Origin of the sequence: Bacillus sp. A01H (assembly GCF_045277205.1) — a bacterium.
Taxonomy (GTDB): domain Bacteria; phylum Bacillota; class Bacilli; order Bacillales; family Bacillaceae_G; genus Bacillus_A; species Bacillus_A paranthracis.
The window spans coordinates 128225-150000 of sequence record NZ_CP117702.1 but is presented as its reverse complement, the minus strand read 5'-3'; the positions used below and the strand labels follow the sequence as shown (position 1 = coordinate 150000).

Genomic DNA, 21776 nt, shown 5'->3' with positions numbered 1-21776 from the left:
GCAATTCCAATCCTTGATACACTTAAAGAAAGAGATATTAAGAATGCAACCTTCTTCCTTTCTGCTGCATGGGCAGAAAGACACCCTGATGTTGTTGAACGCATCATAAAAGATGGACATGAAATCGGTAGTATGGGTTATAATTACACGTCCTACACTTCTCTAGAGGCAAATGAAATACGAAGAGATCTTCTGCGAGCACAAGATGTTTTTACAAAACTCGGTGTGAAACAAATTAAACTATTGCGTCCACCTAGTGGAGACTTTAACAAGGCAACACTTAAAATAGCAGAATCACTCGGATACACTGTCGTTCATTGGAGTAATAACTCAAACGATTGGAAAAACCCTGGCGTAAACAATATCGTTTCCACCGTCTCTAATAATTTAAAAGGTGGAGATATCGTCTTATTACATGCATCCGATTCTGCTCTTCAAACAAATAAAGCTTTACCACTGCTTCTACAGAAATTAAAGAGTGACGGCTATGAGCAAATATCCGTATCACAACTTATTTCCAACACAAGTACGAAAAGTAAAGATGTCCAATAATTTTTTACACATAAAAAGCTCTACTACCTTTCGTTCAGGTAATAGAGCTTTTTTTATCCCGATATTTTCATTCGTACAACTACCCTGCGTAAAAACTCTCTTAATTAGGCCGACTTACTCGTCTTTCCAATTAAACGATGTAATATAAGTAACTGATATGCATTACATAATAAAAGTGGTATCACCATTAAATATAACCAATCTGTATCATTAATTCGAAGTGCTGGTACCCACTCAAGAATTGTTACAACCACCATAAAGAACAAAGCTGGCACAAATGCCTTTTTATTCGTTTCCTTACTTTTTATATAAGCAACGATGGCACCAAACATAAATAACACACCAGCAACAAGTATGTTATTCCCTAATGAAATTTCCCCATTTGCAATCAATACCGATCTTAAATACACAAAATCAAATAAAACGAATGCAATGAAGAAGAGCTGGACTATATTCCATAAAGAAGGTGACCTGAACATCCCTAATCCAAAACGATGGATTGTTAAATAGGCAAAGAACCCCATTTGACTTATCACACTAAAAATAAATCCTACACCCATCAACCAGAAGGAAACTGCCAAAATTTCCTTTCCGTCGAAATTTTGAAAAAATTTAGCGTACTTGTCCCACTCTAAAACAAATCCAATAATGACTGTACTAACCCCACCAAGAAACAACGTCGTAAAAAATAGTCGAACCCACTTGCGGCTATTCACAACACATCCCCCATTATCCTTATATTTCTAATTAAATTGTATCAATGACAATTTCAAAAAGCTAGCCATGTTCATGTATAAATTCCTTAAAGATATTTATATTAAAAAGAGAGAACTGTGCTGAAAGGAGTTCCAACTTATGAAACGGATGCTGCTCGTTTTGACTTCTTCTTTTCTATTTCTTGTACTTGTAGCATGTGCACAAGAAAAAGAAGCAAAGTCCGAACTTGATTATGATCAAACGAAGAAAATGATTGTTGATATTTTAAAAACCGATCAAGGTAAGAAAGCCATTCAAGATGTGTTAACTGATGAAAAAATGAAACAAGCACTCATACTAGATGAAACAGTAGTAAAGAAAACGATTGAAGATGCAATGGTATCCGATAAAGGGCAACAATTCTGGGAAAAGCTCTTTAAAGACCCTGAGTTCTCATCGAAATTCGCTAAAAGTATGGGAAAAGAACAAACAGCCTTAATGAAAACATTACTAAAAGACCCTGAATACCAAGCAGGCGTTATAGAAATTATGAAAAACCCTGAAGTAGAAAAAATGATGTTACAAACAATGAAGAGCAAAGAATACCGTCAATATTTACAACAAGTATTAACAGAAACTGCTGAAAGCCCACTCTTCCAAGCTAAGATGATTGATATTATTAGTAAAGGTGTCCAAAAAGCCGAAAAAAGTGGTTCTGATAAAAAGGAAGCCGGCGGTGAAGGTGGTTCCCAAGAAGGTAAAAAGGAACAGCAGTAAAAATAATAACGATAATAATGAGTGGACAATACATGTATCATCCACTCATTATTATTTTATTTTTGCGCAACAGTTGTTTTATCAATTACCGCTTCAGCTATTGTGCGATAAATAAGACCTGTCGTATGCGTATCTTCATATACTGACGGCGCAAAATCTTCTTTATTCCAATCAGGTTGTTGAAGCGGGATTCGGCCAAGTACTTCTGTTTGAAGTTCTGTAGCTAATTTATCTCCACCACCTCTTCCAAACACATATTCTTTTTCGCCAGTTGTTTTACTTTCAAAATAAGCCATATTTTCAACAACACCAAGAATACTATGTTCTGTACGTAAAGCCATTGCTCCAGCACGTGCTGCTACAAATGCCGCTGTTGGATGCGGTGTTGTGACAATAATCTCTTTACAAGCCGGCAACATCGAATGTAAGTCTAGCGCAACATCACCTGTACCTGGTGGTAAATCTAAAACTAAATAATCTAAATCGCCCCACTCTACTTCCGTAAAGAAGTGATTTAACATTTTCCCGAGCATAGGCCCTCTCCAAATAACCGGTGCATTATCTTCTACAAAGAATCCCATTGAGATTACCTTTACACCTAGACGCTCCACTGGAATGATTTTATCTCCTCTTACTACAGGGCGTTTTTCTATCCCCATCATATCAGGTACGCTAAAACCATAAATATCAGCATCAATGATACCAACTTTTTTCCCTAGACGAGCTAAAGCAATAGCAAGGTTAACAGAAACTGTTGATTTCCCTACTCCACCTTTTCCACTCGCCACTGCTAAAAATGTCGTTTTCGAATTTGGTGACAATAAAGATTCAGTTTGCTCTTCTTCTTGTTCTGGTGCAAACTGAGCTAATTCCTCTTCTGTAAATTCTGCAAAGCGAAGCCCTACTGTTGCTGCTCCTAGTTCTTTTACTAACTTTACAATTCCAGATTGCAATTGCATTTGTTCCGCGGTACCAGTTTTTACGATTGCAATTTTAACACTTACATGTTCCTTCTCAGGCTTGACTGTTACCTCTTTAATTGCCCCTGTTTCTTTTAACGTTTTATGTAAAAACGGATCTACAATCCCTTCTAACGCTTCCACTACTTGCTCTTTCGTTACCATAATTAGCCCAGCCCCCTGTATGAAAAATAACATAATGTTAATTAAATATATCTCTCTTTACTTTTGAAATAAATGCGTTTACATTTCCAGTATAACATATTTTCGGAAAACTTCGTTAACGAGAGAAACGCAAAAAAATCCTCCTTATTCTGGAGGATTTCCTTTTTCCGTGAAATAACGTAATATACCACGATATACAGCAGCTGCTACCTTTTGCTGATATTTCTCCGAATTTAACATATACCTTTCATTTACATTCGATAAAAAGCCAGCTTCAATTAAAGCACCTGGGTTTTTCGCATACTTTAATAAATACACATGAGAAATTGTTTTAGCAGAACGATTTGTATTCTCTAAACTCGTTCTCAACTCAGCTTGTATAAATTTCGCAGCACGTTCATTTTCAATTGAAGAACGGTAATAGAACGTTTGTGCGCCTTTTGATCCACTACTAGTTAAAGCATTTAAATGGATACTTGCAAAAAAATCTACATCGGGTTTATTAATAATCTCTACACGTTTTTTTAAATCTTCTGCTTTACGTCTACTATATGACTTTGTATCTTTCTGGGCTAAATCATAATCTCCCTCACGCGTTAAAATAACTAGTGCACCTTGCTCTTGTAAATAATCTTGCACCTTCTTTGTAATCTCAAGCGTAATATCTTTTTCTACAATATCCTTGCCACCAACAGCCCCTCCGTCTGGTCCACCATGCCCAGCATCTAATACGATTACTTTCCCTGATAAGGGTAAATTCCAAGCTCGCCACGATTTTGTAATTTGAAATTCTTGTTTGACTAAAAAAAACAAAATAACCGCAGCGAGTGCAAAAGAGATAATTCGAATTCTCTTCATACCTTTCCTCCTCCAGCTAGTCCCTCTAATTACTTATATGGGACAAGAGGAAAGTTTATGCTTGTCTTAATGAAGCTTTAATCGATATCTTCTTTCACCTTTTTCATATCCTTCCTGCCACCATAAGCCGATAAACTGCTGGCAAGATTCAAAAAGTAATTCCTCATCTTGTAACTTAATCTCCCGCATAGTCATGCTCGTTAAAAATTGAAATAGTGTTTCCGTTAATTGTTGCTCTTCTTCTAAGGCCCTATATTTCACATCAAAGAACGATTCGCCATAATAACCAAATTTGCTATATCTCGCTCCTAATAAATACGATTCTATCCCTAATTCAATGCAGTAATCTTCATACTGACGATGAAGTTCCTGCATCTGAAAGGCATCTCTAATATTTGAACGTAATGTTTTTAATGATAATTCCCGCAGCATCTTCCGCTCATATTTCAACTGCTTTTCTTTTTGTTTTTCTTGTAAGCTGACAATGACATTCATAGTACTTATAAACCTCCCTAATACGTATTAGTCTAAACTTCTAAAGAAGAAGCATACGCGAGAGGATAGCACTAAAATATTCCAAACTACAAAAATTTCAAAAGAGGAATGAAACATAAAAAACCCCAACCAAAATGGTTGGGGTTTGTAGTTCGCAAAAATTAACGTTTTGAGAACTGAGGTGCACGACGTGCGCCTTTAAGACCGTATTTTTTACGCTCTTTCATACGTGCGTCACGAGTTAATAGACCTGCACGTTTTAGTGTTAGACGGTATTCTGGATCAGCTTTTAATAAAGCGCGAGAAATACCGTGACGAATAGCACCAGCTTGACCAGTGTATCCACCACCATTTACGTTTACAAGTACATCGTAGTTACCTAAAGTTTCTGTTGCAACTAGAGGTTGTTTCACTACTTCACGTAATGCAGCAAATGGGATATAGTTTTCAAAATCACGACCGTTAATGATAACGCGTCCTTCGCCTGGAACTAGGCGTACGCGCGCTACTGAACTCTTACGACGTCCAGTGCCATAGTATTGAACCTGTGCCAAAGTAAGCCCTCCTTTAATTGATTATCCGCGAAGTTCGTAAACTTCTGGTTTTTGTGCTTGGTGTGGATGCTCTGCTCCAGCATACACGTTTAGTTTCTTAGAAACTTGACGGCCTAAGCGTCCTTTTGGAAGCATGCCTTTAATTGCAAGCTCTAACATTTGTACAGGGTAGTTTGTACGCATTTCAAGAGCTGTTCTTTGTTTAAGTCCACCTGGGTGGTTAGTGTGACGGTAGTAAATTTTATCGTTTAATTTATTACCTGTTAAATGAATTTTCTCAGCGTTAATAATAATTACATGATCACCCGTGTCAACGTGTGGTGTAAATGTAGGTTTGTTTTTACCACGTAAAATGGATGCTACTTCACTAGCAAGGCGACCTAAAGTTTGACCTTCAGCATCAACCACATACCATTTACGCTCAACTTCGTTAGCTTTTGCCATAAAAGTCGTACGCATGTGTTTCCCTCCTCGTTATCTTTTCCATAGAAAAAATCTATTGTTTATCTTAAACACGATTTCCTTCCGGGGCTAATCGTGGTTTTAGAAACAATACCATATGTTATGATATACTTTTGAGTTTCTAATGTCAAGCAAATGTTACACCAGGATTAGTTGTTATAGTTTACCTGCCATAAATAAAGCCCATGACCAGGAGCCATCTTTCCAGCAAACTGACGATTTTGTTTCGCTAAAATCTCTGGAATGCTATCCGGATCAAGCTTTCCTTGCCCTACGCTCAGTAACGTACCAACAATAATCCTGACCATATTATATAAAAATCCATTACCTACAAAACGAAAAATTAATTCGTCGTCCTGCTCAATTAGCTCGATTTCATAAATTGTTCTCACTTTATCTTTTTTGTCAGTTTTTGCCGAACAAAAAGAAGTGAAATCATGCGTTCCAATAAAATAAGGGATCGCTTTTCTTATAGCATTTATTTCGAGCGGATATGGATATTGATATACGTAATTTCTACGGAATACATCCGCAGTCTTTGATAATAATACACGATAACGATATTCTTTTCTCTCGACACCGTAACGTGCGTGAAATTCTTCTGTTTTTTTCTCTACCTGTGTGATAACAATATCATCTGGTAACATAGTGTTTAATGCATTGCTCCATTGCCACTCTTCAAGAGACAACGGTGTATCAAAGTGTATCACTTGTCCTTTAGCATGAACGGTAGAATCCGTTCTGCCCGATGCCTGAACACGAACAAGTTCCCCTTTATGCAATTTCTGCAAAGCTTTCTCTATCTCTTGTTGAACAGTACGATGCTGCGGTTGAATTTGATAACCACAAAAATGCATGCCATCATATGCAACCGTACATTTTATTCTATCCATTTCTTTATTCTCCATTACGATCGCACCCATGCCAAAATACAAGCTAAACAAAGTAAGCTTATAATCGTTACTGTATCGCTTGTTTTCCAGCGTAGTTGCCTAAATTTAGTACGTCCTTCGCCACTTTGATATCCACGGGCTTCCATAGCAATTGCTAAGTCCTCTGCACGCTTAAAAGCACTGATAAATAGAGGAACGAGTAGTGAAATGATAGCTTTCATCCTATCTTTTATCGGTCCCCCTGCAAAATCAATACCACGTGACGATTGTGCCTTCATTATTTTACTCGTTTCATCCATTAATGTCGGGATAAAACGAAGAGAAATTGACATCATTAATGCGATTTCATGAACAGGAACTTTTATACGCTTCAACGGCTTTAATAACGTCTCCAAACCATCTGTAATCTCAATAGGTGTCGTCGTTAACGTTAATAATGTCGTCATTAAAATGATAACGAAGAATCGTATAGAAATGTATATTCCTTGCTCTAATCCTTTTTCATGTATCGAAAACCAACCAAGCTGGAATAATACTTCCCCTTCTTTATTTGTTAAAATATGCAGGAAAAATGTAAAAAGAAAAATCCATAGAATTGGTTTTAAGCCCGAAAGTACATAACGAATCGGCACTTTTGCAAAAAATAAAGCAATGAGTGCATATAAAAATAAAAATCCATATGAAATCGCATTATTTGCTAAGAAAACAACAAATACATATAAAAAGACAATCAGCAGCTTCGTACGTGGATCAAGTTGATGAATAAGAGAATTCCCTGGAATATATCTTCCAATAATCAACTGCTGCATGATTCATGACCACCTTTTCGTAACACCTGCACAACTTCATGAGTAAGATCCTCTAAAGATAAGGTAGCCTTTGGGATTGAAATGCCAAACTTCTCTTCAATTGCACGTTTATACTTTAAAGACATAGGAAGATCCACACCAATTTTCTCTAGTTCATCAGCATGTGAAAATACTTCCTCTGCACTTCCTTGCAAAAAGACCGTTCCTTTATGCATGACTACAATCTGCTCGGCATATTTAGCAGCATCCTCCATATTATGCGTTACAAGGATAACTGTAAGGCCTTTCTCCTTATGTAGCTTATAAAACATCTCCATAAGTTCATTTTGCCCTTTTGGGTCTAGTCCTGCTGTAGGTTCATCTAATACAAGCACTTCGGGTTCCATCGCTAATACGCCTGCTATCGCAACACGCCTCATTTGCCCACCACTTAACTCAAATGGTGAACGCGTTAACAGTTCTGGTTCTAACCCTACAAGTTCAATTGCTTCTCTTGCCTTTTGCTTCGCTTCTTCTTCCGATACCCCAAAATTAGTAGGTCCGAAGCAAATATCTTTCTCCACAGTCTCTTCAAATAACTGATGTTCTGGGAATTGAAAGACAACCCCTACCTTTTTACGTAGTGGCTTTAGCTTTTTTTCTTTCTTTCCTGCCGAAATGAAATGTTCACCGATTTGAACTGTGCCATTTGTCGGCTGCAATAAACCATTTAAATGTTGAATCATCGTCGACTTACCTGAACCAGTATGACCGATAATGGCATAATAGCCCCCACTTGGAAACGACACGTCTACATCATAAAGTGCGCGTCTTTCAAATGGAGTTTTATATTGATAACGATGTTCTACTTTTTGGAATGTAATCTCCAAAGTTCGTTCACCAAGCTTTCCATTGTAAGATGCGTATTTTGCAAGAGAATTTCATTTCTTTTTAATAATTCTGCTATTTTCACTGAAAATGGTACATCTAATCCAATTTCTTGGAGCATATGAGAGGACTTGAAAATTTGTTCTGGAGTCCCTTCCTCTAATATCTCTCCCTTATTTAAAATAATGACACGGTCTGACTGTGCCGCTTCTTCTAAATCGTGCGTAATTGATAACACGGTAATACCTTTTTCATTAACAAGTTGTCTAACCGTTTCTACCACTTCACGTCTCCCTTGAGGGTCTAGCATTGACGTTGCTTCATCTAATATCAAAATAGACGGTTGAAGTGCTAAAACGCCTGCTATTGCTACTCGCTGCTTTTGCCCACCAGATAACGAATGTGGCTCATCATTAAGAAAATCTTCCATACGGACTAGTCGTAAGGCCTGATCTAATCTTTCTACCATTTGCTCTCTTGGCATTCCGATATTCTCTAAACCAAAGACAACGTCATCTTGCACTGTCGTTCCAACAAATTGATTATCTGGATTTTGAAATACCATCCCAATTTGTTTTCGAACATCCCATACCGTTTCCTCTGACAAAACCATTGTATCATTTACTGTAATTGTCCCTGCTTCCGGCAAAAACAAACCATTCAATAATTTTGCAAGTGTAGACTTCCCAGAACCGTTTTGTCCAATAACAGATACCCATTCTCCTTCATATAAGGAGAATGAAACATCTTTTAATGCATAAGTGGCTGCACCAGGATATTGAAATGATATATTTTCTGTCCGAAGTTTCTCTTTTTTCAATACAAGGCACCCTTTCCTTCGCCAAGTAAGCCTATTTTTATATTTAAAAAAAAGGGCCATGACCAGTTTCTTGAAAAGAACTGTCCTGCCCTTTTAATTATCATTATACTAACTCGATAATTACCATTGGTGCTGCGTCTCCGCGACGTGGACCAATTTTTGCAATACGAGTGTATCCGCCTTGGCGCTCAGCATAGCGTGGAGCTACATCAGCGAATAGTTTTTGAAGTGCATCTTGACCAGTCTCAGCGTTAGCTACTTCATTGCGAATGAAAGCTGCTGCTTGACGACGAGCATGAAGATCTCCGCGTTTACCTAAAGTGATCATTTTTTCCACTACAGAACGAAGTTCTTTTGCACGAGTTTCTGTCGTTTGGATGCGCTCGTTGATAATTAAATCAGTAGCTAAGTCACGTAACATAGCTTTACGTTGCGCACTTGTACGGCCTAATTTTCTGTATGCCATTCGTAGTTCCCTCCTTTGTTGATGGGTTTAAATCCTCAGTCGTCTTTACGTAAACCTAAACCTAATTCCTCAAGTTTATGTTTAACTTCTTCTAAGGATTTACGTCCTAAGTTACGAACTTTCATCATATCTTCTTCTGTTTTGTTCGCAAGCTCTTGTACAGTATTAATTCCTGCACGTTTTAGGCAATTATAAGAACGAACAGAAAGGTCTAGTTCTTCGATAGTCATCTCAAGAACTTTCTCTTTTTGATCTTCTTCCTTCTCGACCATAATCTCAGCATTTTGTGCTTCATCAGTTAAACCAACAAAGATATTTAAATGCTCAGTTAAGATTTTGGCACCTAAAGAGATAGCTTCTTTTGGCCCGATGCTTCCATCCGTCCATACATCAAGCGTAAGCTTATCATAATTAGCCACTTGTCCGACACGTGTCTTTTCCACTTGGTAAGTCACACGTGATACTGGAGTATAAATAGAATCAATAGGAATTACTCCTATTGGTTGATCTTCGCTTTTATTTGCATCAGCTGGCGTATACCCACGGCCACGCTTTGCAGTTAAACGCACGCGGAAATGCGCATCTTTTGCTAACGTTGCAATGTGTAAATCTGGATTTAAGATTTCTACATCACTATCGTGAGTAATATCAGCAGCTGTGACAATACCTTCGCCCTGCACATCAATTTCCAACGTCTTCTCTTCTTCAGAGTAGATTTTAAGAGCTAACTTTTTCAAGTTTAAGATGATCGTTGTAACGTCTTCTACTACGCCCTCAACTGTTGAAAATTCATGTAATACGCCATCGATTTGGATAGCAGTAACAGCGGCACCAGGGAGTGAAGATAAAAGAATACGACGTAAGGAGTTACCCAACGTAGTACCATATCCACGCTCAAGCGGTTCAATTACGAATTTACCATATTTAGCATCTTCGTTAAGTTCAACCGTTTCGATTTTCGGCTTTTCGATTTCAATCATTAACTAAACCCTCCTTCAAAACGTCGAAACCCCGGTTAAACAAAGGTATAACCCCTGTCTAACCGAAAGTCCCCCTTAGGCAGTTCCCGATTGTGCACAACAAGCGATGTTTCTGTACGAAATTTCTCGATAATGCATCATATCCATTATAGACAAAAGGGAAAATTCTATACAGAAAAATTACACACGACGACGTTTTGGTGGACGACATCCATTATGAGGAACTGGAGTAACATCTCTAATTGCTGTTACTTCTAGACCTGCAGCTTGAAGAGCACGAATTGCAGCTTCACGACCAGCACCAGGACCTTTAACAGTAACCTCTAAAGTTTTTAAACCGTGCTCCATTGCAGCTTTAGCAGCAGTTTCAGCAGCCATTTGCGCAGCGAATGGAGTAGATTTACGAGATCCACGGAAACCAAGTGCACCAGCACTAGACCAAGAAAGCGCGTTACCGTGAGTATCTGTAAGTGTTACGATTGTGTTGTTGAAAGTAGAACGAATATGAGCTACACCAGCTTCAATATTCTTTTTCACACGTTTTTTACGAGTGTTTGTTTTACGTGCCATTGTTAGTTCAACCTCCTTTACTTATTATTTCTTTTTATTTGCTACTGTACGACGTGGACCTTTACGTGTACGAGCATTGTTTTTAGAGTTTTGACCACGAACTGGTAAACCACGACGGTGACGAAGACCACGGTAAGAACCGATCTCCATTAGACGTTTGATGTTAAGAGATACTTCACGACGAAGGTCTCCCTCAACTTTAATACGATCGATGATATCACGGATACGTCCTAATTCGTCTTCCGTTAAATCACGAACTCGTGTTTCTTCAGAAACACCAGCTTCAGCAAGAATTTTTTCAGCAGTTGTGCGACCAATGCCGAATACGTAAGTTAAAGAAATAACAACGCGTTTGTCACGAGGAATATCTACACCTGCGATACGTGCCATTCCGAATGCACCTCCTTCTGATTAACCTTGTTTTTGTTTATGTTTAGGGTTTTCACAAATAACCATTACTTTTCCACGTCTACGAATAACTTTACATTTTTCGCAGATTGGTTTAACTGACGGTCTTACTTTCATGTCTCGAACCTCCTTAAAGATTACGGAGTGCTATATTATTTAAAACGGTACGTAATACGACCACGATTTAAATCGTACGGAGATAATTCTACCGTAACTTTGTCTCCTGGTAAAATACGAATGAAGTTCATACGGATTTTACCAGAAACGTGAGCCAATACGACATGCCCATTCTCTAATTCTACTTTGAACATAGCATTTGGCAACGTTTCAAGAACGGTACCTTCGACTTCAATTACATCATCTTTAGCCATTCAATAGTTCTCCCTTCTTCAAATCAGTAACATTTTACACTGCTCTGAAATCCCGGAGAGCCAGCTACTTATAAAGTGGTAAGGATTTCGTATCCTGCTTCTGTAAGAGCAATCGTGTGCTCAAAATGGGCACACCATTTACCATCTACCGTTACCACTGTCCAGTCATCAGATAGTGTTTTTACATATCGTCTTCCTTGATTCACCATCGGCTCAACACAGATGACCATTCCCGGCTTTAATCTAGGGCCTCTATTTGGTGGACCATAGTGCGGGATTTGAGGGTCCTCATGTAAGTCTTGCCCGATTCCGTGACCAACATACTCCCTAACGATCGAGAATCCATTCTCTTCAGCATGGGTTTGAACCGCATGTGAGATATTTGATAATCTCTCGCCTGGTTTTACTTGTTCTAGACCAAGATACAACGATTTTTCTGTGACATCAAGTAGCTTTTGAACAGATTCAGAAATGTTTCCAACTGGATACGTCCATGCAGAATCTCCATGGTACCCATTGTATTTCGCACCAATATCGATACTGATGATATCGCCCTCTTTGAGCTTGCGCTTCCCTGGAATTCCGTGTACAAGCTCTTCATTTACAGAAGCACATATGCTCCCCGGAAATCCGTTGTATCCTTTAAAAGATGGCGTAGCACCATATTTTTGAATCGTCTTTTCCGCTATTTGATCGAGCTCTTTCGTTGTAATTCCTGGAGTAATGTGCTGTTTTAACTCTTGATGAGTCAAAGCAACGATCCTGCCCGCTTCTCGCATGATTTCTATCTCGCGAGGAGTTTTGCAGATTATCATTACGCTAAGCCTCCGATGAGAACATCGATATCAGCAAATACTTTATTGATATCTTGCTCACCATTAATGCTTTGTAAGTAACCAAGCTCCTCGTAGAAATCAAGCAAAGGTTTAGTTTGCTTAATATTTACATCTAAGCGATTTGCTACAGTTTCTTCATTGTCATCAGAGCGTTGATATAACTCGCCACCACATTTATCGCACACGTCAGCTTTTGCTGGCGGATTGAATTCTAAGTGGTAAGTCGCACCGCACTCTTTACAAATGCGACGGCCTGTAAGGCGTTTTAATAACAATCCTGAATCCACATTAATGTTTAAAACATAGTCGATTTTTTTGCCAAGATCTTTCATAATCTCTTCAAGAGCTGATGCTTGTGCAACAGTTCGTGGGAAACCGTCTAATAAGAAGCCTCTTACGCAGTCTTCTTGACTTAAACGTTCACGAACGATTCCGATTGTAACTTCATCTGGAACAAGTGCACCTTTATCAATAAAGGATTTTGCTTGTAAACCCATTTCAGTTTCAGCCTTCATAGCTGCACGGAACATATCTCCTGTTGAGATGTGAGGGATGTTATACTTGGCAACAATCTGTTCGGCTTGTGTACCTTTACCAGCACCAGGAAGCCCCATTAAAATTAAGTTCATCCTTGTTCCCCCTCAGAGTACATGAGCATGTAGGGAAGACAATACTTCCCACTTACTCACTGCTTGATAAACCCTTTGTAATGGCGTTTTACCAGTTGGCTTTCTAGTTGCTTCATTGTTTCTAAAGCAACGCCGACAACGATTAACATACTCGTTCCACCGATCTGTGCAGATGGAGGAAGATTTCCCAGCTTCGTAAAGATAACTGGTAAGATTGCAATCGCTGCTAGGAAAATTGATCCTACAAAGGTCAAACGATACAAGATTTTTGTTAGATATTGTTCTGTATTCTTACCCGGACGAATACCTGGAACATATCCACCTTGTTTGTTTAGATTCTCTGACATTTGCTCTGGATTAACCTGAACAAACGCATAGAAATATGTGAAGGCTACAATGAGCGCAACATATATGATCATTCCCACTGGGTGAGAATAGTTAAAGTTTGCAATAATCCACTGCGATACATCATGTTTCGGGAAGAACTGCGCAATAGTCGGAGGAGTAATTAAGAATGAAACAGCAAAAATTACTGGAATAACACCAGCACTATTTACCTTAAGCGGTAAATGTGTGTTTTGTGCTCCAGCATAACCACCATTTCCTCCTGTTACACGCTTCGCATATTGAATTGGGATCTTTCTAACAGCCTGTTGAATGAAAATAACACCCACAATAACTGCTAACACAGCTAGTAAAATCAATGCAACTTTAACGATACTCATGAACAATTGATCTCCGATATTTTGAAACTGTTGCTGATACACTTGAGATATAACACTTGGGATCGCTGCGGCAATACCACCAAAGATTAGGATGGAAATACCATTACCTACACCTTTAGCTGTAATCTGTTCACCTAACCACATTAAAAATGCAGTACCAGCAGTCAGTACCGTAGCAATGTATAAATAAGTGCTCCAACCAGGATTCAAAATTAATTGTCCACCTACCATACCGTTAAAACCGATTGACATACCAAACCCCTGAATAAACGCAAGAACAATTGTAAAATAACGCGTGAATTGCGTTAATTTACGACGGCCCATTTCACCTTGCTTCGCCCATTCCGAAAATTTAGGAACAACATCCATCTGCAATAATTGCACGATGATGGATGCTGTAATATACGGCATGATTCCCATCGCAAAGATGGAGAAGTTTTTCAAGGCTCCACCGCCAAATGTATTTAGAATACCTAAAGCATTTAATTGATCTTGTGCCTTCAGTACGTCTCCATTTGTAAATGGCACGGGGATAAACGTGCCAATCCTGAATACGATTAACATCGCTAAAGTGAATAATATTTTACGTCTTATCTCAGCAACGCGCATAAAGTTGGAGATTGTACGAAACATTAGATCACCTCAACTGATCCGCCAGCTGCTTCAATTGCTTCTTTAGCACTTGAAGAGAACTTGTGCGCTTTAACAGTTAGTTTTTTCTCTACTGCGCCGCTTGCAAGAATTTTAACACCGTCGTTTAATTTGCTGATAACGCCAGTTTCCAGCAATAATTCAGGTGTTACTTCTGTACCATCTTCAAAACGATTTAACGTTGATAAGTTTACAATAGCAAACTCTTTACGGTTAATGTTTGTGAAGCCGCGTTTTGGTAAACGACGGAATAATGGAGTTTGACCACCTTCGAAGCCAAGACGAACACCGCCGCCAGAACGTGCGTTTTGTCCTTTATGACCTTTACCAGCAGTTTTACCGTTACCAGAACCGATACCACGACCGACACGGTTACGTACTTTACGAGAACCTTCTGCAGGTTTTAATTCATGAAGTTTCATTCCCAGGCACCTCCTTATATTAATGAGTTATCCTTAAGCTTCTTTTACAGTTACAAGGTGAGAAACTTTGTTGATCATACCAAGAATAGCAGGAGTTTCTTCCTTAACTACAGTTGAATTCAACTTTTTAAGACCTAAAGCTTCTACCGTCGCACGTTGATCTTGTGGACGACCAATTACACTACGAGTGAGGGTAATTTCTAACTTTTTCGCCATTTGTTTTCCCTCCTTAACCTAGTAGCTCTTCTACAGATTTACCGCGTAATTTTGCAACATCTTCAGCGCGCTTAAGTTCGCTTAATCCGTTCACAGTAGCGCGAATCATGTTGATTGGTGTGTTAGAACCAAGAGATTTCGAAAGAATATCTTGTACACCTGCTAATTCAAGGACCGCACGAACAGGTCCACCAGCAATAACACCAGTACCCTCAGCAGCAGGCTTTAAGAATACTTCACCAGCTCCAAAATGACCGTTGATTGTGTGTGGAATTGTTGTACCAACTAATGGTACAGCGATTAAGTTTTTCTTAGCGTCTTCGATAGCTTTGCGGATTGCGTCTGGTACCTCTTGTGCTTTACCAGTACCGAATCCAACATGACCGTTTTTATCGCCAACTACAACTAGTGCAGCAAAGCGGAAACGACGACCACCCTTAACAACTTTCGCGACACGATTTATCGTAACTACACGTTCTTCAAGTTCTAATTTACTTGGGTCAATGCGATGCATCAATTTTCCCTCCTTTGACCATTAAAATTGTAATCCAGCCTCACGAGCAGCTTCAGCTAGAGCTTTAACACGGCCATGGTATAAGTAACCACCGCGATCAAATACTACTTCTTTAACGCCTTTCTCTACAGCACGCTTAGCAACTGATTCTCCAACTTTCGTAGCAGCTTCAATATTGCTAGTACCGTTAAGAGCAAGGTCTTTATCAAGAGTAGATGCACTTACTAACGTTACACCATTTACATCATCAATAACTTGAGCGTAAATATGTTGGTTAGAACGGAACACGTTTAAACGTGGACGTTCTGCAGTACCAGTAAGTTTAGCACGTACACGCGCATGTCTTTTCTTACGAGTCGCATTTTTATCAGCTTTAGTGATCATTCTTGTCACTCCTTTCTCTCACCTAACGGGTTTACTTAGCAGTTTTACCTTCTTTACGACGAACAACTTCGCCTTCGTAACGAATACCTTTACCTTTGTAAGGCTCAGGAGCACGTACAGCGCGGATGTTAGCAGCGAATTCGCCAACACGTTGCTTGTCGATACCTTTGATTACGATCTTAGTTGGTGCAGGTACTTCAACTTCAAGACCTGCTTCCGGAGTCATTTCTACTGGATGAGAATAACCTACGCTTAATACAAGTTTATCACCTTGTTTTTGAGCACGGTAACCAACACCGACTAATTCAAGTCCGCGTGCGAAACCTTCAGTTACACCTTCAACCATGTTTCCGATTAAAGCACGAGTTGTACCGTGTAATGCACGGTGTTCCTTCTGTTCAGATGGACGCTCAACTGTTAATGTATTCTCTTCAATTTTGATAAGCATATCAGCATTGAAAGTACGAGTTAATTCACCTTTAGGGCCTTTTACTGTTACAGTATTGTCTTCTGCAACTGTAATAGTAACACCTGCAGGGATTTCAAGAATCTTTTTACCAATACGAGACATGTGGTCACACCTCCGTTCGTTTTAAATATATATTACCAAACGTATGCTACTACTTCTCCACCAGTTTGTAATTGACGAGCGTCTTTGTCTGTCATTACTCCCTTAGATGTAGAAACAAGAGCGATACCTAATCCGTTAAGTACACGTGGTACTTCGTCAGCTTTAGCGTAAACGCGTAAGCCAGGTTTACTGATACGTTTTAATCCAGTGATTACACGTTCGTTGTTTGCACCATATTTCAGGAAAATACGAAGGATACCTTGTTTGTTATCCTCGATGTATTCTACATCACGAATGAAACCTTCACGTTTTAAAAGTTCAGCGATCTCTTTTTTGATTTTAGAAGCAGGAACCTCTAATTTCTCATGACGTACCATGTTCGCATTACGGATGCGAGTAAGCATGTCTGCAATTGGATCTGTCATCACCATGTGTTTTACCTCCTTCCCATTTGTGGGTTTTACCAACTAGCTTTTTTAACACCAGGAATTTGACCTTTATATGCAAGTTCACGGAAACAAATACGGCAAAGTTTAAATTTGCGGTATACAGAATGCGGACGACCGCAGCGTTCGCAACGTGTATACTCTTGTACTTTAAACTTAGGAGTACGCTTTTGTTTCGCAATCATAGATTTTTTAGCCACGTTTTCGCCTCCTCTACTTAGCGTTGGCTTCCATTATTTTTGGAATGGCATACCGAATTGTGTTAAAAGTTCACGAGCTTCTTCATCAGTGTTCGCTGTAGTAACGATTACGATGTCCATACCGCGGACTTTGCTTACTTTATCATAATCAATCTCAGGGAAAATAAGTTGCTCTTTAACACCTAATGTATAGTTTCCACGACCATCGAATGATTTCTTAGAAACACCACGGAAATCACGTACACGTGGTAAAGAAACTGATACTAATTTATCGAAGAACTCATACATTTGCTCGCCGCGTAAAGTTACTTTCGCACCGATTGGCATACCTTCACGAAGACGGAAACCAGCGATTGATTTTTTAGCACGAGTTACAACAGGTTTTTGACCTGCGATTTGTGTTAATTCTTCTACTGCGTTGTCTAAAGCTTTTGAGTTAGATACCGCGTCACCAACACCAGTGTTGATTACGATCTTTTCGATTTTTGGTACCTGCATTACAGATTTATAGTTAAACTTGCTCATTAGAGCAGGAGTAATTTCCTTTTGGAACTTCTCTTTAAGGCGATTCAATGAAGTGACCTCCTTTCTTAAGAAAATTATTTATCTAATAATTCACCAGATTTTTTTGCAATACGAACTTTTTTACCATCTTCTACCTTGAAGCCTACGCGAGTAGGTTCACCTGTTTTCGGATCTAAAATCATAACGTTAGAAACGTGAATAGGTGCCTCTTTAGTAATAATTCCACCTTGTGGATTTAATTGAGATGGCTTAGAGTGCTTCTTAACGATGTTAACACCTTCAACGATAACACGGTTTTGCTTTGGGAAAGCCACAAGGATAACGCCTTGTTTTCCTTTGTCTTTACCAGTGATTACCTGTACTTTATCACCTTTTTTTACATGCATCTTAATTCTGCACCTCCTTAGCAAGGCAATACCTTAAATTATAGAACTTCTGGAGCTAAAGAAACGATCTTCATGAAGTTGCTATCACGTAATTCACGAGCTACTGGTCCGAAGATACGAGTACCACGTGGGCTCTTATCGTCTTTAATGATAACCGCTGCGTTTTCATCAAATTTGATGTAAGAACCATCCGGACGACGAGCACCGCTCTTCGTACGTACTACTACTGCTTTAACAACGTCACCTTTTTTAACAACGCCACCTGGTGTTGCTTGTTTTACCGTAGCAACGATAATGTCACCAATGTTAGCATATTTACGACCAGAGCCGCCTAATACTTTAATTGTTAAAAGTTCACGTGCACCAGAGTTGTCAGCAACTTTCAAACGAGATTCTTGTTGGATCATGTTATGAAACCTCCCTTCGGACTAAAAATTCCGATTCGTCTATTTAGATAATAACCGCTTCTTCAACGATTTCAACTAAACGGAAACGCTTAGTAGCAGAAAGCGGGCGAGTTTCCATGATTTTTACGATATCGCCAAGTTTCGCTTGGTTTTGCTCATCATGGGCTTTGTACTTCTTAGAATACTTAACACGTTTTCCGTACAAGGAATGAGTTTTGTAAGTTTCAACTAAAACTGTAATCGTTTTGTCCATTTTGTCAGACACTACACGACCAGTATAAACTTTGCGTTGGTTACGTTCGCTCACTATGCAAACCTCCCCTCAATTTATCGATTAATTCCGATCTCTCTTTCACGAACTACAGTTTTCATACGAGCAATTGCCTTACGCACTTCACGAATGCGAGTTGGATTCTCTAATTGTCCTGTAGCAAGTTGGAAGCGAAGATTAAACAACTCTTCCTTTAAAGCTTTAACTTTTGTTTCGATTTCGGCAGTGGTTAATTCACGAATATCATTAGTTTTCATTAGATTCACCACCATTTTCTTCACGTTTTACGAATTTACATTTCACAGGTAACTTGTGAGCTGCAAGACGTAATGCTTCGCGTGCTACCTCTTCAGATACACCCGCGATTTCGAACATAATTTTCCCAGGTTTTACTACTGCTACCCAGCCTTCTGGTGCCCCTTTACCGGAACCCATACGTACTTCTAGAGGTTTTGCAGTGTAAGGTTTAGAAGGGAAAATTTTAATCCATACTTTACCGCCACGTTTCATGTAACGAGTCATTGCACGACGAGCAGCTTCGATTTGACGGTTTGTAATCCATGAAGCAGCTTGTGCTTGTAAACCGAATTCACCGAAAGCTACTTCAGTTCCACCTTTAGCACGACCACGCATTTTACCACGATGCTCTCTACGATATTTTACGCGTTTTGGCATTAACATATTATTTTCCTCCTTCCTCAGAAGCTTTCTTTTTTGTAGGAAGGACTTCTCCACGGTAGATCCATACTTTTACGCCTAATTTACCGTATGTTGTATCAGCTTCAACTGCTGCATAGTCAATATCAGCGCGAAGTGTATGAAGTGGAACAGTTCCTTCACTGTAAGATTCTGCACGAGCGATATCAGCTCCGCCAAGACGACCAGAAACCTGTGTTTTAATACCTTTAGCACCTGCACGCATAGCACGTTGAATAACTTGCTTTTGTGCACGACGGAATGATACACGGTTTTCTAATTGACGAGCGATGTTTTCGCCTACTAATTTAGCGTTAAGATCAGCTCTCTTAACTTCTAAAATGTTGATGTGTACACGCTTGCCTGTTAATTGGTTAAGAGCTTTACGAAGTGCTTCAACTTCAGTACCACCTTTACCAATTACCATACCAGGTTTTGCAGTGTGAATTGTAACATTTACACGATTTGCTGCACGTTCGATTTCTACTTTAGCAACAGCAGAATCTTTTAAGCGTACATTAATGTACTCACGGATTTTGATGTCTTCATGTAATAATGTAGCGTAATCTTTCTCAGCGAACCAACGAGATTCCCAGTCACGGATAACGCCGACACGAAGACCAATTGGATTAACCTTTTGACCCATCGATTATCCCTCCTTCTTTTCTGATACCACAACTGTGATGTGGCTTGTGCGTTTGTTAATTTGGCTTGCACGACCCATTGCACGTGGACGGAAACGTTTTAACGTTGGACCTTCGTCAACGAAAACTTTCTCAACAACTAGGTTGTTAATGTCCATTTCATAATTGTGCTCTGCATTTGCGATTGCAGATTTTAAAACTTTTTCTACAACTGGAGAAGCAGTTTTTGGTGTGTGGTTAAGGATAGCAATCGCTTCACCCACTTGCTTACCTCGGATTAAGTCTACAACTAAACGAACTTTACGAGGAGCAATACGAACTGTTCTCGCTACTGCTTTAGCTTGCATTGAAGTGCCTCCTCTCATTATCTTCTAGTTTTCTTATCGTCAGCATCATGACCTTTATACGTACGAGTTGGTGCGAATTCACCTAACTTGTGGCCTACCATGTCTTCAGTAACATATACAGGTACATGTTTACGACCGTCATATACAGCGATTGTGTGACCGATGAACTGAGGGAAGATCGTTGAACGACGAGACCAAGTTTTAACAACTTGCTTTTGCTCAGTTTCATTTAGCTTTGCAATTTTACTCATTAAATGATCATCGACAAATGGTCCTTTTTTCAAGCTACGAGCCATTTTGGTGCCTCCCTTCGTGATTGCCGTACGGTTCTCAAAGTGAACCGTACTACAATCCCATTATTTTTTACGACGACGAACGATGAATTTGTCAGACGCTTTGTTTTTCTTACGAGTTTTGAATCCAAGAGTTGGTTTACCCCATGGAGACATTGGAGACTTACGTCCGATTGGTGAACGTCCTTCACCACCACCGTGTGGGTGATCAACTGGGTTCATTACAGAACCACGAACAGTTGGGCGCTTACCTAACCAGCGAGAGCGACCAGCTTTACCGATCTTGATAAGTTCGTGTGACTCGTTACCAACTTGACCTACAGTTGCACGGCAAGCAGATAATACAAGACGCACTTCACCAGAAGTTAAACGTACAAGAACGTATTTACCTTCTTTACCAAGTACTTGTGCAGATGTACCAGCAGAACGAACTAATTGTCCACCACGACCTGGTTTAAGCTCGATGTTATGAACAACAGTACCTACTGGAATGTTGATTAATGGTAATGCGTTACCGATTTTAATGTCAGCTTCAGCGCCAGACATAATTTCCATACCTACTTCTAAGTTCTTAGGAGCAAGAATGTAACGTTTTTCACCGTCAACGTAGTTAATTAATGCGATATTCGCAGAGCGGTTTGGATCGTATTCGATCGTAGCAACGCGTCCTGGAATTCCATCTTTGTTACGTTTGAAGTCGATGATACGGTATTGACGCTTATGTCCGCCACCTTGATGACGTACAGTGATTTTACCTTGGTTATTACGACCAGCCTTTTTGCTTAAAGGAGCAAGTAAAGACTTTTCGGGTCTGTCAGTCGTGATTTCAGCGAAATCATTCGTAGTCATGTTACGACGACCGTTAGTAGTTGGATTATACTTTTTAATTCCCATCTCAATTTCCCTCCTTC

General features: G+C 39.4%; 38 protein-coding genes (1 of these 38 cut by a window edge). 2 read left to right on the top strand and 36 right to left on the bottom strand.

Annotated features, from left to right (window positions below; translation table 11 throughout):
* Positions 1-552, top strand: the 3' portion of a protein-coding gene (gene pdaB, locus PSR14_RS00870) for a polysaccharide deacetylase family sporulation protein PdaB (RefSeq protein WP_000464707.1). The gene continues 213 nt to the left of window position 1, outside the view; only the last 552 of its 765 coding nucleotides appear in the window; its start codon lies off the left edge, out of view; its stop codon occupies positions 550-552.
* A gap of 104 nt (positions 553-656) precedes the next feature.
* Here the strand turns inward: pdaB and kbaA are convergent, their stop codons facing one another.
* On the bottom strand, positions 657-1268 hold the full coding sequence (gene kbaA / locus PSR14_RS00865; RefSeq protein WP_001088516.1) for a KinB signaling pathway activation protein KbaA: 612 nt from the start codon (positions 1266-1268) through the stop codon (positions 657-659).
* A 139-nt stretch (positions 1269-1407) separates the two neighbouring features.
* Here kbaA and gerD point away from each other — a divergent pair, with 139 nt between their 5' ends.
* Positions 1408-2025 (top strand): spore germination protein GerD, encoded by a 618-nt coding sequence (gerD, locus tag PSR14_RS00860; RefSeq protein WP_000827519.1) that lies wholly within the window; start codon positions 1408-1410, stop codon positions 2023-2025.
* Between the two features lie 56 nt (positions 2026-2081).
* Here gerD and PSR14_RS00855 read toward each other — a convergent pair whose 3' ends face one another.
* The 35 genes from PSR14_RS00855 to rplB all read right to left on the bottom strand — a co-directional run bounded on the left by PSR14_RS00855 (position 2082) and on the right by rplB (position 21759).
* On the bottom strand, positions 2082-3149 hold the full coding sequence (locus PSR14_RS00855) for an Mrp/NBP35 family ATP-binding protein (RefSeq protein WP_000256607.1): 1068 nt from the start codon (positions 3147-3149) through the stop codon (positions 2082-2084).
* Between the two features lie 144 nt (positions 3150-3293).
* Complete coding sequence (gene cwlD, locus PSR14_RS00850; protein WP_000822435.1) at positions 3294-4007, bottom strand: N-acetylmuramoyl-L-alanine amidase CwlD; 714 nt, start codon at positions 4005-4007, stop codon at positions 3294-3296.
* Between the two features lie 66 nt (positions 4008-4073).
* Entirely contained in the window at positions 4074-4502 is a 429-nt protein-coding gene (locus tag PSR14_RS00845) for a YbaK family protein (protein ID WP_001101006.1), read from the bottom strand.
* A gap of 161 nt (positions 4503-4663) precedes the next feature.
* Entirely contained in the window at positions 4664-5056 is a 393-nt protein-coding gene (rpsI, locus tag PSR14_RS00840; RefSeq protein WP_000079986.1) for a 30S ribosomal protein S9, read from the bottom strand.
* A 21-nt stretch (positions 5057-5077) separates the two neighbouring features.
* Positions 5078-5515, bottom strand: a complete 438-nt coding sequence (rplM, locus tag PSR14_RS00835; RefSeq protein WP_001260793.1) for a 50S ribosomal protein L13 — start codon at positions 5513-5515, stop codon at positions 5078-5080.
* 152 nt (positions 5516-5667) lie between these two features.
* Complete coding sequence (truA, locus tag PSR14_RS00830) at positions 5668-6411, bottom strand: tRNA pseudouridine(38-40) synthase TruA (protein WP_002163776.1); 744 nt, start codon at positions 6409-6411, stop codon at positions 5668-5670.
* A 14-nt stretch (positions 6412-6425) separates the two neighbouring features.
* Positions 6426-7220 carry an energy-coupling factor transporter transmembrane protein EcfT gene (locus PSR14_RS00825; protein WP_001186536.1) on the bottom strand — a complete coding sequence of 265 codons (795 nt, stop codon included), beginning with the start codon at positions 7218-7220 and terminating at the stop codon, positions 6426-6428.
* Positions 7208-8089 (bottom strand): energy-coupling factor ABC transporter ATP-binding protein, encoded by an 882-nt coding sequence (locus tag PSR14_RS00820; RefSeq protein WP_000406517.1) that lies wholly within the window; start codon positions 8087-8089, stop codon positions 7208-7210. Before PSR14_RS00820 ends, PSR14_RS00825 begins: the two co-directional genes overlap by 13 nt.
* The gene (locus PSR14_RS00815) at positions 8065-8907 is read right to left on the bottom strand and encodes an energy-coupling factor ABC transporter ATP-binding protein (RefSeq protein ID WP_000711783.1); all 843 of its coding nucleotides are present in this window, start codon (positions 8905-8907) and stop codon (positions 8065-8067) included. The genes PSR14_RS00820 and PSR14_RS00815 overlap by 25 nt, the downstream gene beginning before the upstream one ends.
* A 103-nt stretch (positions 8908-9010) precedes the next feature.
* Positions 9011-9373, bottom strand: a complete 363-nt coding sequence (gene rplQ / locus PSR14_RS00810; protein ID WP_000331490.1) for a 50S ribosomal protein L17 — start codon at positions 9371-9373, stop codon at positions 9011-9013.
* A gap of 35 nt (positions 9374-9408) precedes the next feature.
* Positions 9409-10353 carry a DNA-directed RNA polymerase subunit alpha gene (locus PSR14_RS00805; protein WP_000569643.1) on the bottom strand — a complete coding sequence of 315 codons (945 nt, stop codon included), beginning with the start codon at positions 10351-10353 and terminating at the stop codon, positions 9409-9411.
* Positions 10354-10533: 180 nt separating this feature from the next.
* Positions 10534-10923: a 30S ribosomal protein S11 gene (rpsK, locus tag PSR14_RS00800; RefSeq protein ID WP_000101799.1), complete on the bottom strand. Its 390-nt coding sequence runs from the start codon at positions 10921-10923 to the stop codon at positions 10534-10536.
* Between the two features lie 24 nt (positions 10924-10947).
* Entirely contained in the window at positions 10948-11313 is a 366-nt protein-coding gene (gene rpsM / locus PSR14_RS00795) for a 30S ribosomal protein S13 (protein WP_000090789.1), read from the bottom strand.
* Between the two features lie 21 nt (positions 11314-11334).
* Positions 11335-11448: a 50S ribosomal protein L36 gene (gene rpmJ / locus PSR14_RS00790; RefSeq protein ID WP_000868344.1), complete on the bottom strand. Its 114-nt coding sequence runs from the start codon at positions 11446-11448 to the stop codon at positions 11335-11337.
* Between the two features lie 35 nt (positions 11449-11483).
* Positions 11484-11702 (bottom strand): translation initiation factor IF-1, encoded by a 219-nt coding sequence (infA, locus tag PSR14_RS00785; RefSeq protein ID WP_001029884.1) that lies wholly within the window; start codon positions 11700-11702, stop codon positions 11484-11486.
* Between the two features lie 68 nt (positions 11703-11770).
* Positions 11771-12517: a type I methionyl aminopeptidase gene (gene map / locus PSR14_RS00780; RefSeq protein ID WP_000582539.1), complete on the bottom strand. Its 747-nt coding sequence runs from the start codon at positions 12515-12517 to the stop codon at positions 11771-11773.
* Complete coding sequence (locus tag PSR14_RS00775) at positions 12517-13167, bottom strand: adenylate kinase (RefSeq protein WP_001048996.1); 651 nt, start codon at positions 13165-13167, stop codon at positions 12517-12519. Before PSR14_RS00775 ends, map begins: the two co-directional genes overlap by 1 nt.
* Before the next feature lie 56 nt (positions 13168-13223).
* Positions 13224-14525 (bottom strand): preprotein translocase subunit SecY, encoded by a 1302-nt coding sequence (gene secY / locus PSR14_RS00770; RefSeq protein ID WP_000490114.1) that lies wholly within the window; start codon positions 14523-14525, stop codon positions 13224-13226.
* Complete coding sequence (rplO, locus tag PSR14_RS00765; RefSeq protein WP_000766080.1) at positions 14525-14965, bottom strand: 50S ribosomal protein L15; 441 nt, start codon at positions 14963-14965, stop codon at positions 14525-14527. The genes secY and rplO overlap by 1 nt, the downstream gene beginning before the upstream one ends.
* A 33-nt stretch (positions 14966-14998) precedes the next feature.
* The gene (gene rpmD, locus PSR14_RS00760) at positions 14999-15181 is read right to left on the bottom strand and encodes a 50S ribosomal protein L30 (protein WP_001085234.1); all 183 of its coding nucleotides are present in this window, start codon (positions 15179-15181) and stop codon (positions 14999-15001) included.
* Between the two features lie 13 nt (positions 15182-15194).
* Positions 15195-15695 (bottom strand): 30S ribosomal protein S5, encoded by a 501-nt coding sequence (gene rpsE, locus PSR14_RS00755; protein WP_000554646.1) that lies wholly within the window; start codon positions 15693-15695, stop codon positions 15195-15197.
* 21 nt (positions 15696-15716) lie between these two features.
* Positions 15717-16079, bottom strand: a complete 363-nt coding sequence (rplR, locus tag PSR14_RS00750) for a 50S ribosomal protein L18 (RefSeq protein WP_000628816.1) — start codon at positions 16077-16079, stop codon at positions 15717-15719.
* Between the two features lie 31 nt (positions 16080-16110).
* Complete coding sequence (gene rplF, locus PSR14_RS00745; protein ID WP_000086558.1) at positions 16111-16650, bottom strand: 50S ribosomal protein L6; 540 nt, start codon at positions 16648-16650, stop codon at positions 16111-16113.
* A gap of 32 nt (positions 16651-16682) precedes the next feature.
* A complete protein-coding gene (rpsH, locus tag PSR14_RS00740; RefSeq protein WP_000245511.1) occupies positions 16683-17081 on the bottom strand; it encodes a 30S ribosomal protein S8 in 399 nt (132 codons plus the stop codon).
* Between the two features lie 29 nt (positions 17082-17110).
* A complete protein-coding gene (gene rpsN / locus PSR14_RS00735) occupies positions 17111-17296 on the bottom strand; it encodes a 30S ribosomal protein S14 (protein ID WP_001085700.1) in 186 nt (61 codons plus the stop codon).
* A 33-nt stretch (positions 17297-17329) separates the two neighbouring features.
* Positions 17330-17869 (bottom strand): 50S ribosomal protein L5, encoded by a 540-nt coding sequence (gene rplE / locus PSR14_RS00730; protein ID WP_001080827.1) that lies wholly within the window; start codon positions 17867-17869, stop codon positions 17330-17332.
* A 26-nt stretch (positions 17870-17895) separates the two neighbouring features.
* On the bottom strand, positions 17896-18207 hold the full coding sequence (gene rplX, locus PSR14_RS00725; RefSeq protein ID WP_000558200.1) for a 50S ribosomal protein L24: 312 nt from the start codon (positions 18205-18207) through the stop codon (positions 17896-17898).
* Between the two features lie 38 nt (positions 18208-18245).
* Positions 18246-18614: a 50S ribosomal protein L14 gene (rplN, locus tag PSR14_RS00720; protein ID WP_000615912.1), complete on the bottom strand. Its 369-nt coding sequence runs from the start codon at positions 18612-18614 to the stop codon at positions 18246-18248.
* A gap of 43 nt (positions 18615-18657) precedes the next feature.
* Positions 18658-18921 (bottom strand): 30S ribosomal protein S17, encoded by a 264-nt coding sequence (gene rpsQ / locus PSR14_RS00715; protein WP_000004106.1) that lies wholly within the window; start codon positions 18919-18921, stop codon positions 18658-18660.
* A 20-nt stretch (positions 18922-18941) separates the two neighbouring features.
* Positions 18942-19142 (bottom strand): 50S ribosomal protein L29, encoded by a 201-nt coding sequence (gene rpmC / locus PSR14_RS00710; RefSeq protein ID WP_000855718.1) that lies wholly within the window; start codon positions 19140-19142, stop codon positions 18942-18944.
* On the bottom strand, positions 19132-19566 hold the full coding sequence (gene rplP, locus PSR14_RS00705; protein ID WP_000928971.1) for a 50S ribosomal protein L16: 435 nt from the start codon (positions 19564-19566) through the stop codon (positions 19132-19134). The genes rpmC and rplP overlap by 11 nt, the downstream gene beginning before the upstream one ends.
* Before the next feature lies 1 nt (position 19567).
* Entirely contained in the window at positions 19568-20227 is a 660-nt protein-coding gene (gene rpsC, locus PSR14_RS00700) for a 30S ribosomal protein S3 (RefSeq protein WP_000529956.1), read from the bottom strand.
* Between the two features lie 3 nt (positions 20228-20230).
* Positions 20231-20572: a 50S ribosomal protein L22 gene (rplV, locus tag PSR14_RS00695; RefSeq protein ID WP_001148024.1), complete on the bottom strand. Its 342-nt coding sequence runs from the start codon at positions 20570-20572 to the stop codon at positions 20231-20233.
* A gap of 17 nt (positions 20573-20589) precedes the next feature.
* Entirely contained in the window at positions 20590-20868 is a 279-nt protein-coding gene (gene rpsS / locus PSR14_RS00690; RefSeq protein ID WP_000124453.1) for a 30S ribosomal protein S19, read from the bottom strand.
* A 60-nt stretch (positions 20869-20928) separates the two neighbouring features.
* On the bottom strand, positions 20929-21759 hold the full coding sequence (gene rplB / locus PSR14_RS00685; protein ID WP_000511580.1) for a 50S ribosomal protein L2: 831 nt from the start codon (positions 21757-21759) through the stop codon (positions 20929-20931).
* Positions 21760-21776: the final 17 nt, after the last annotated feature.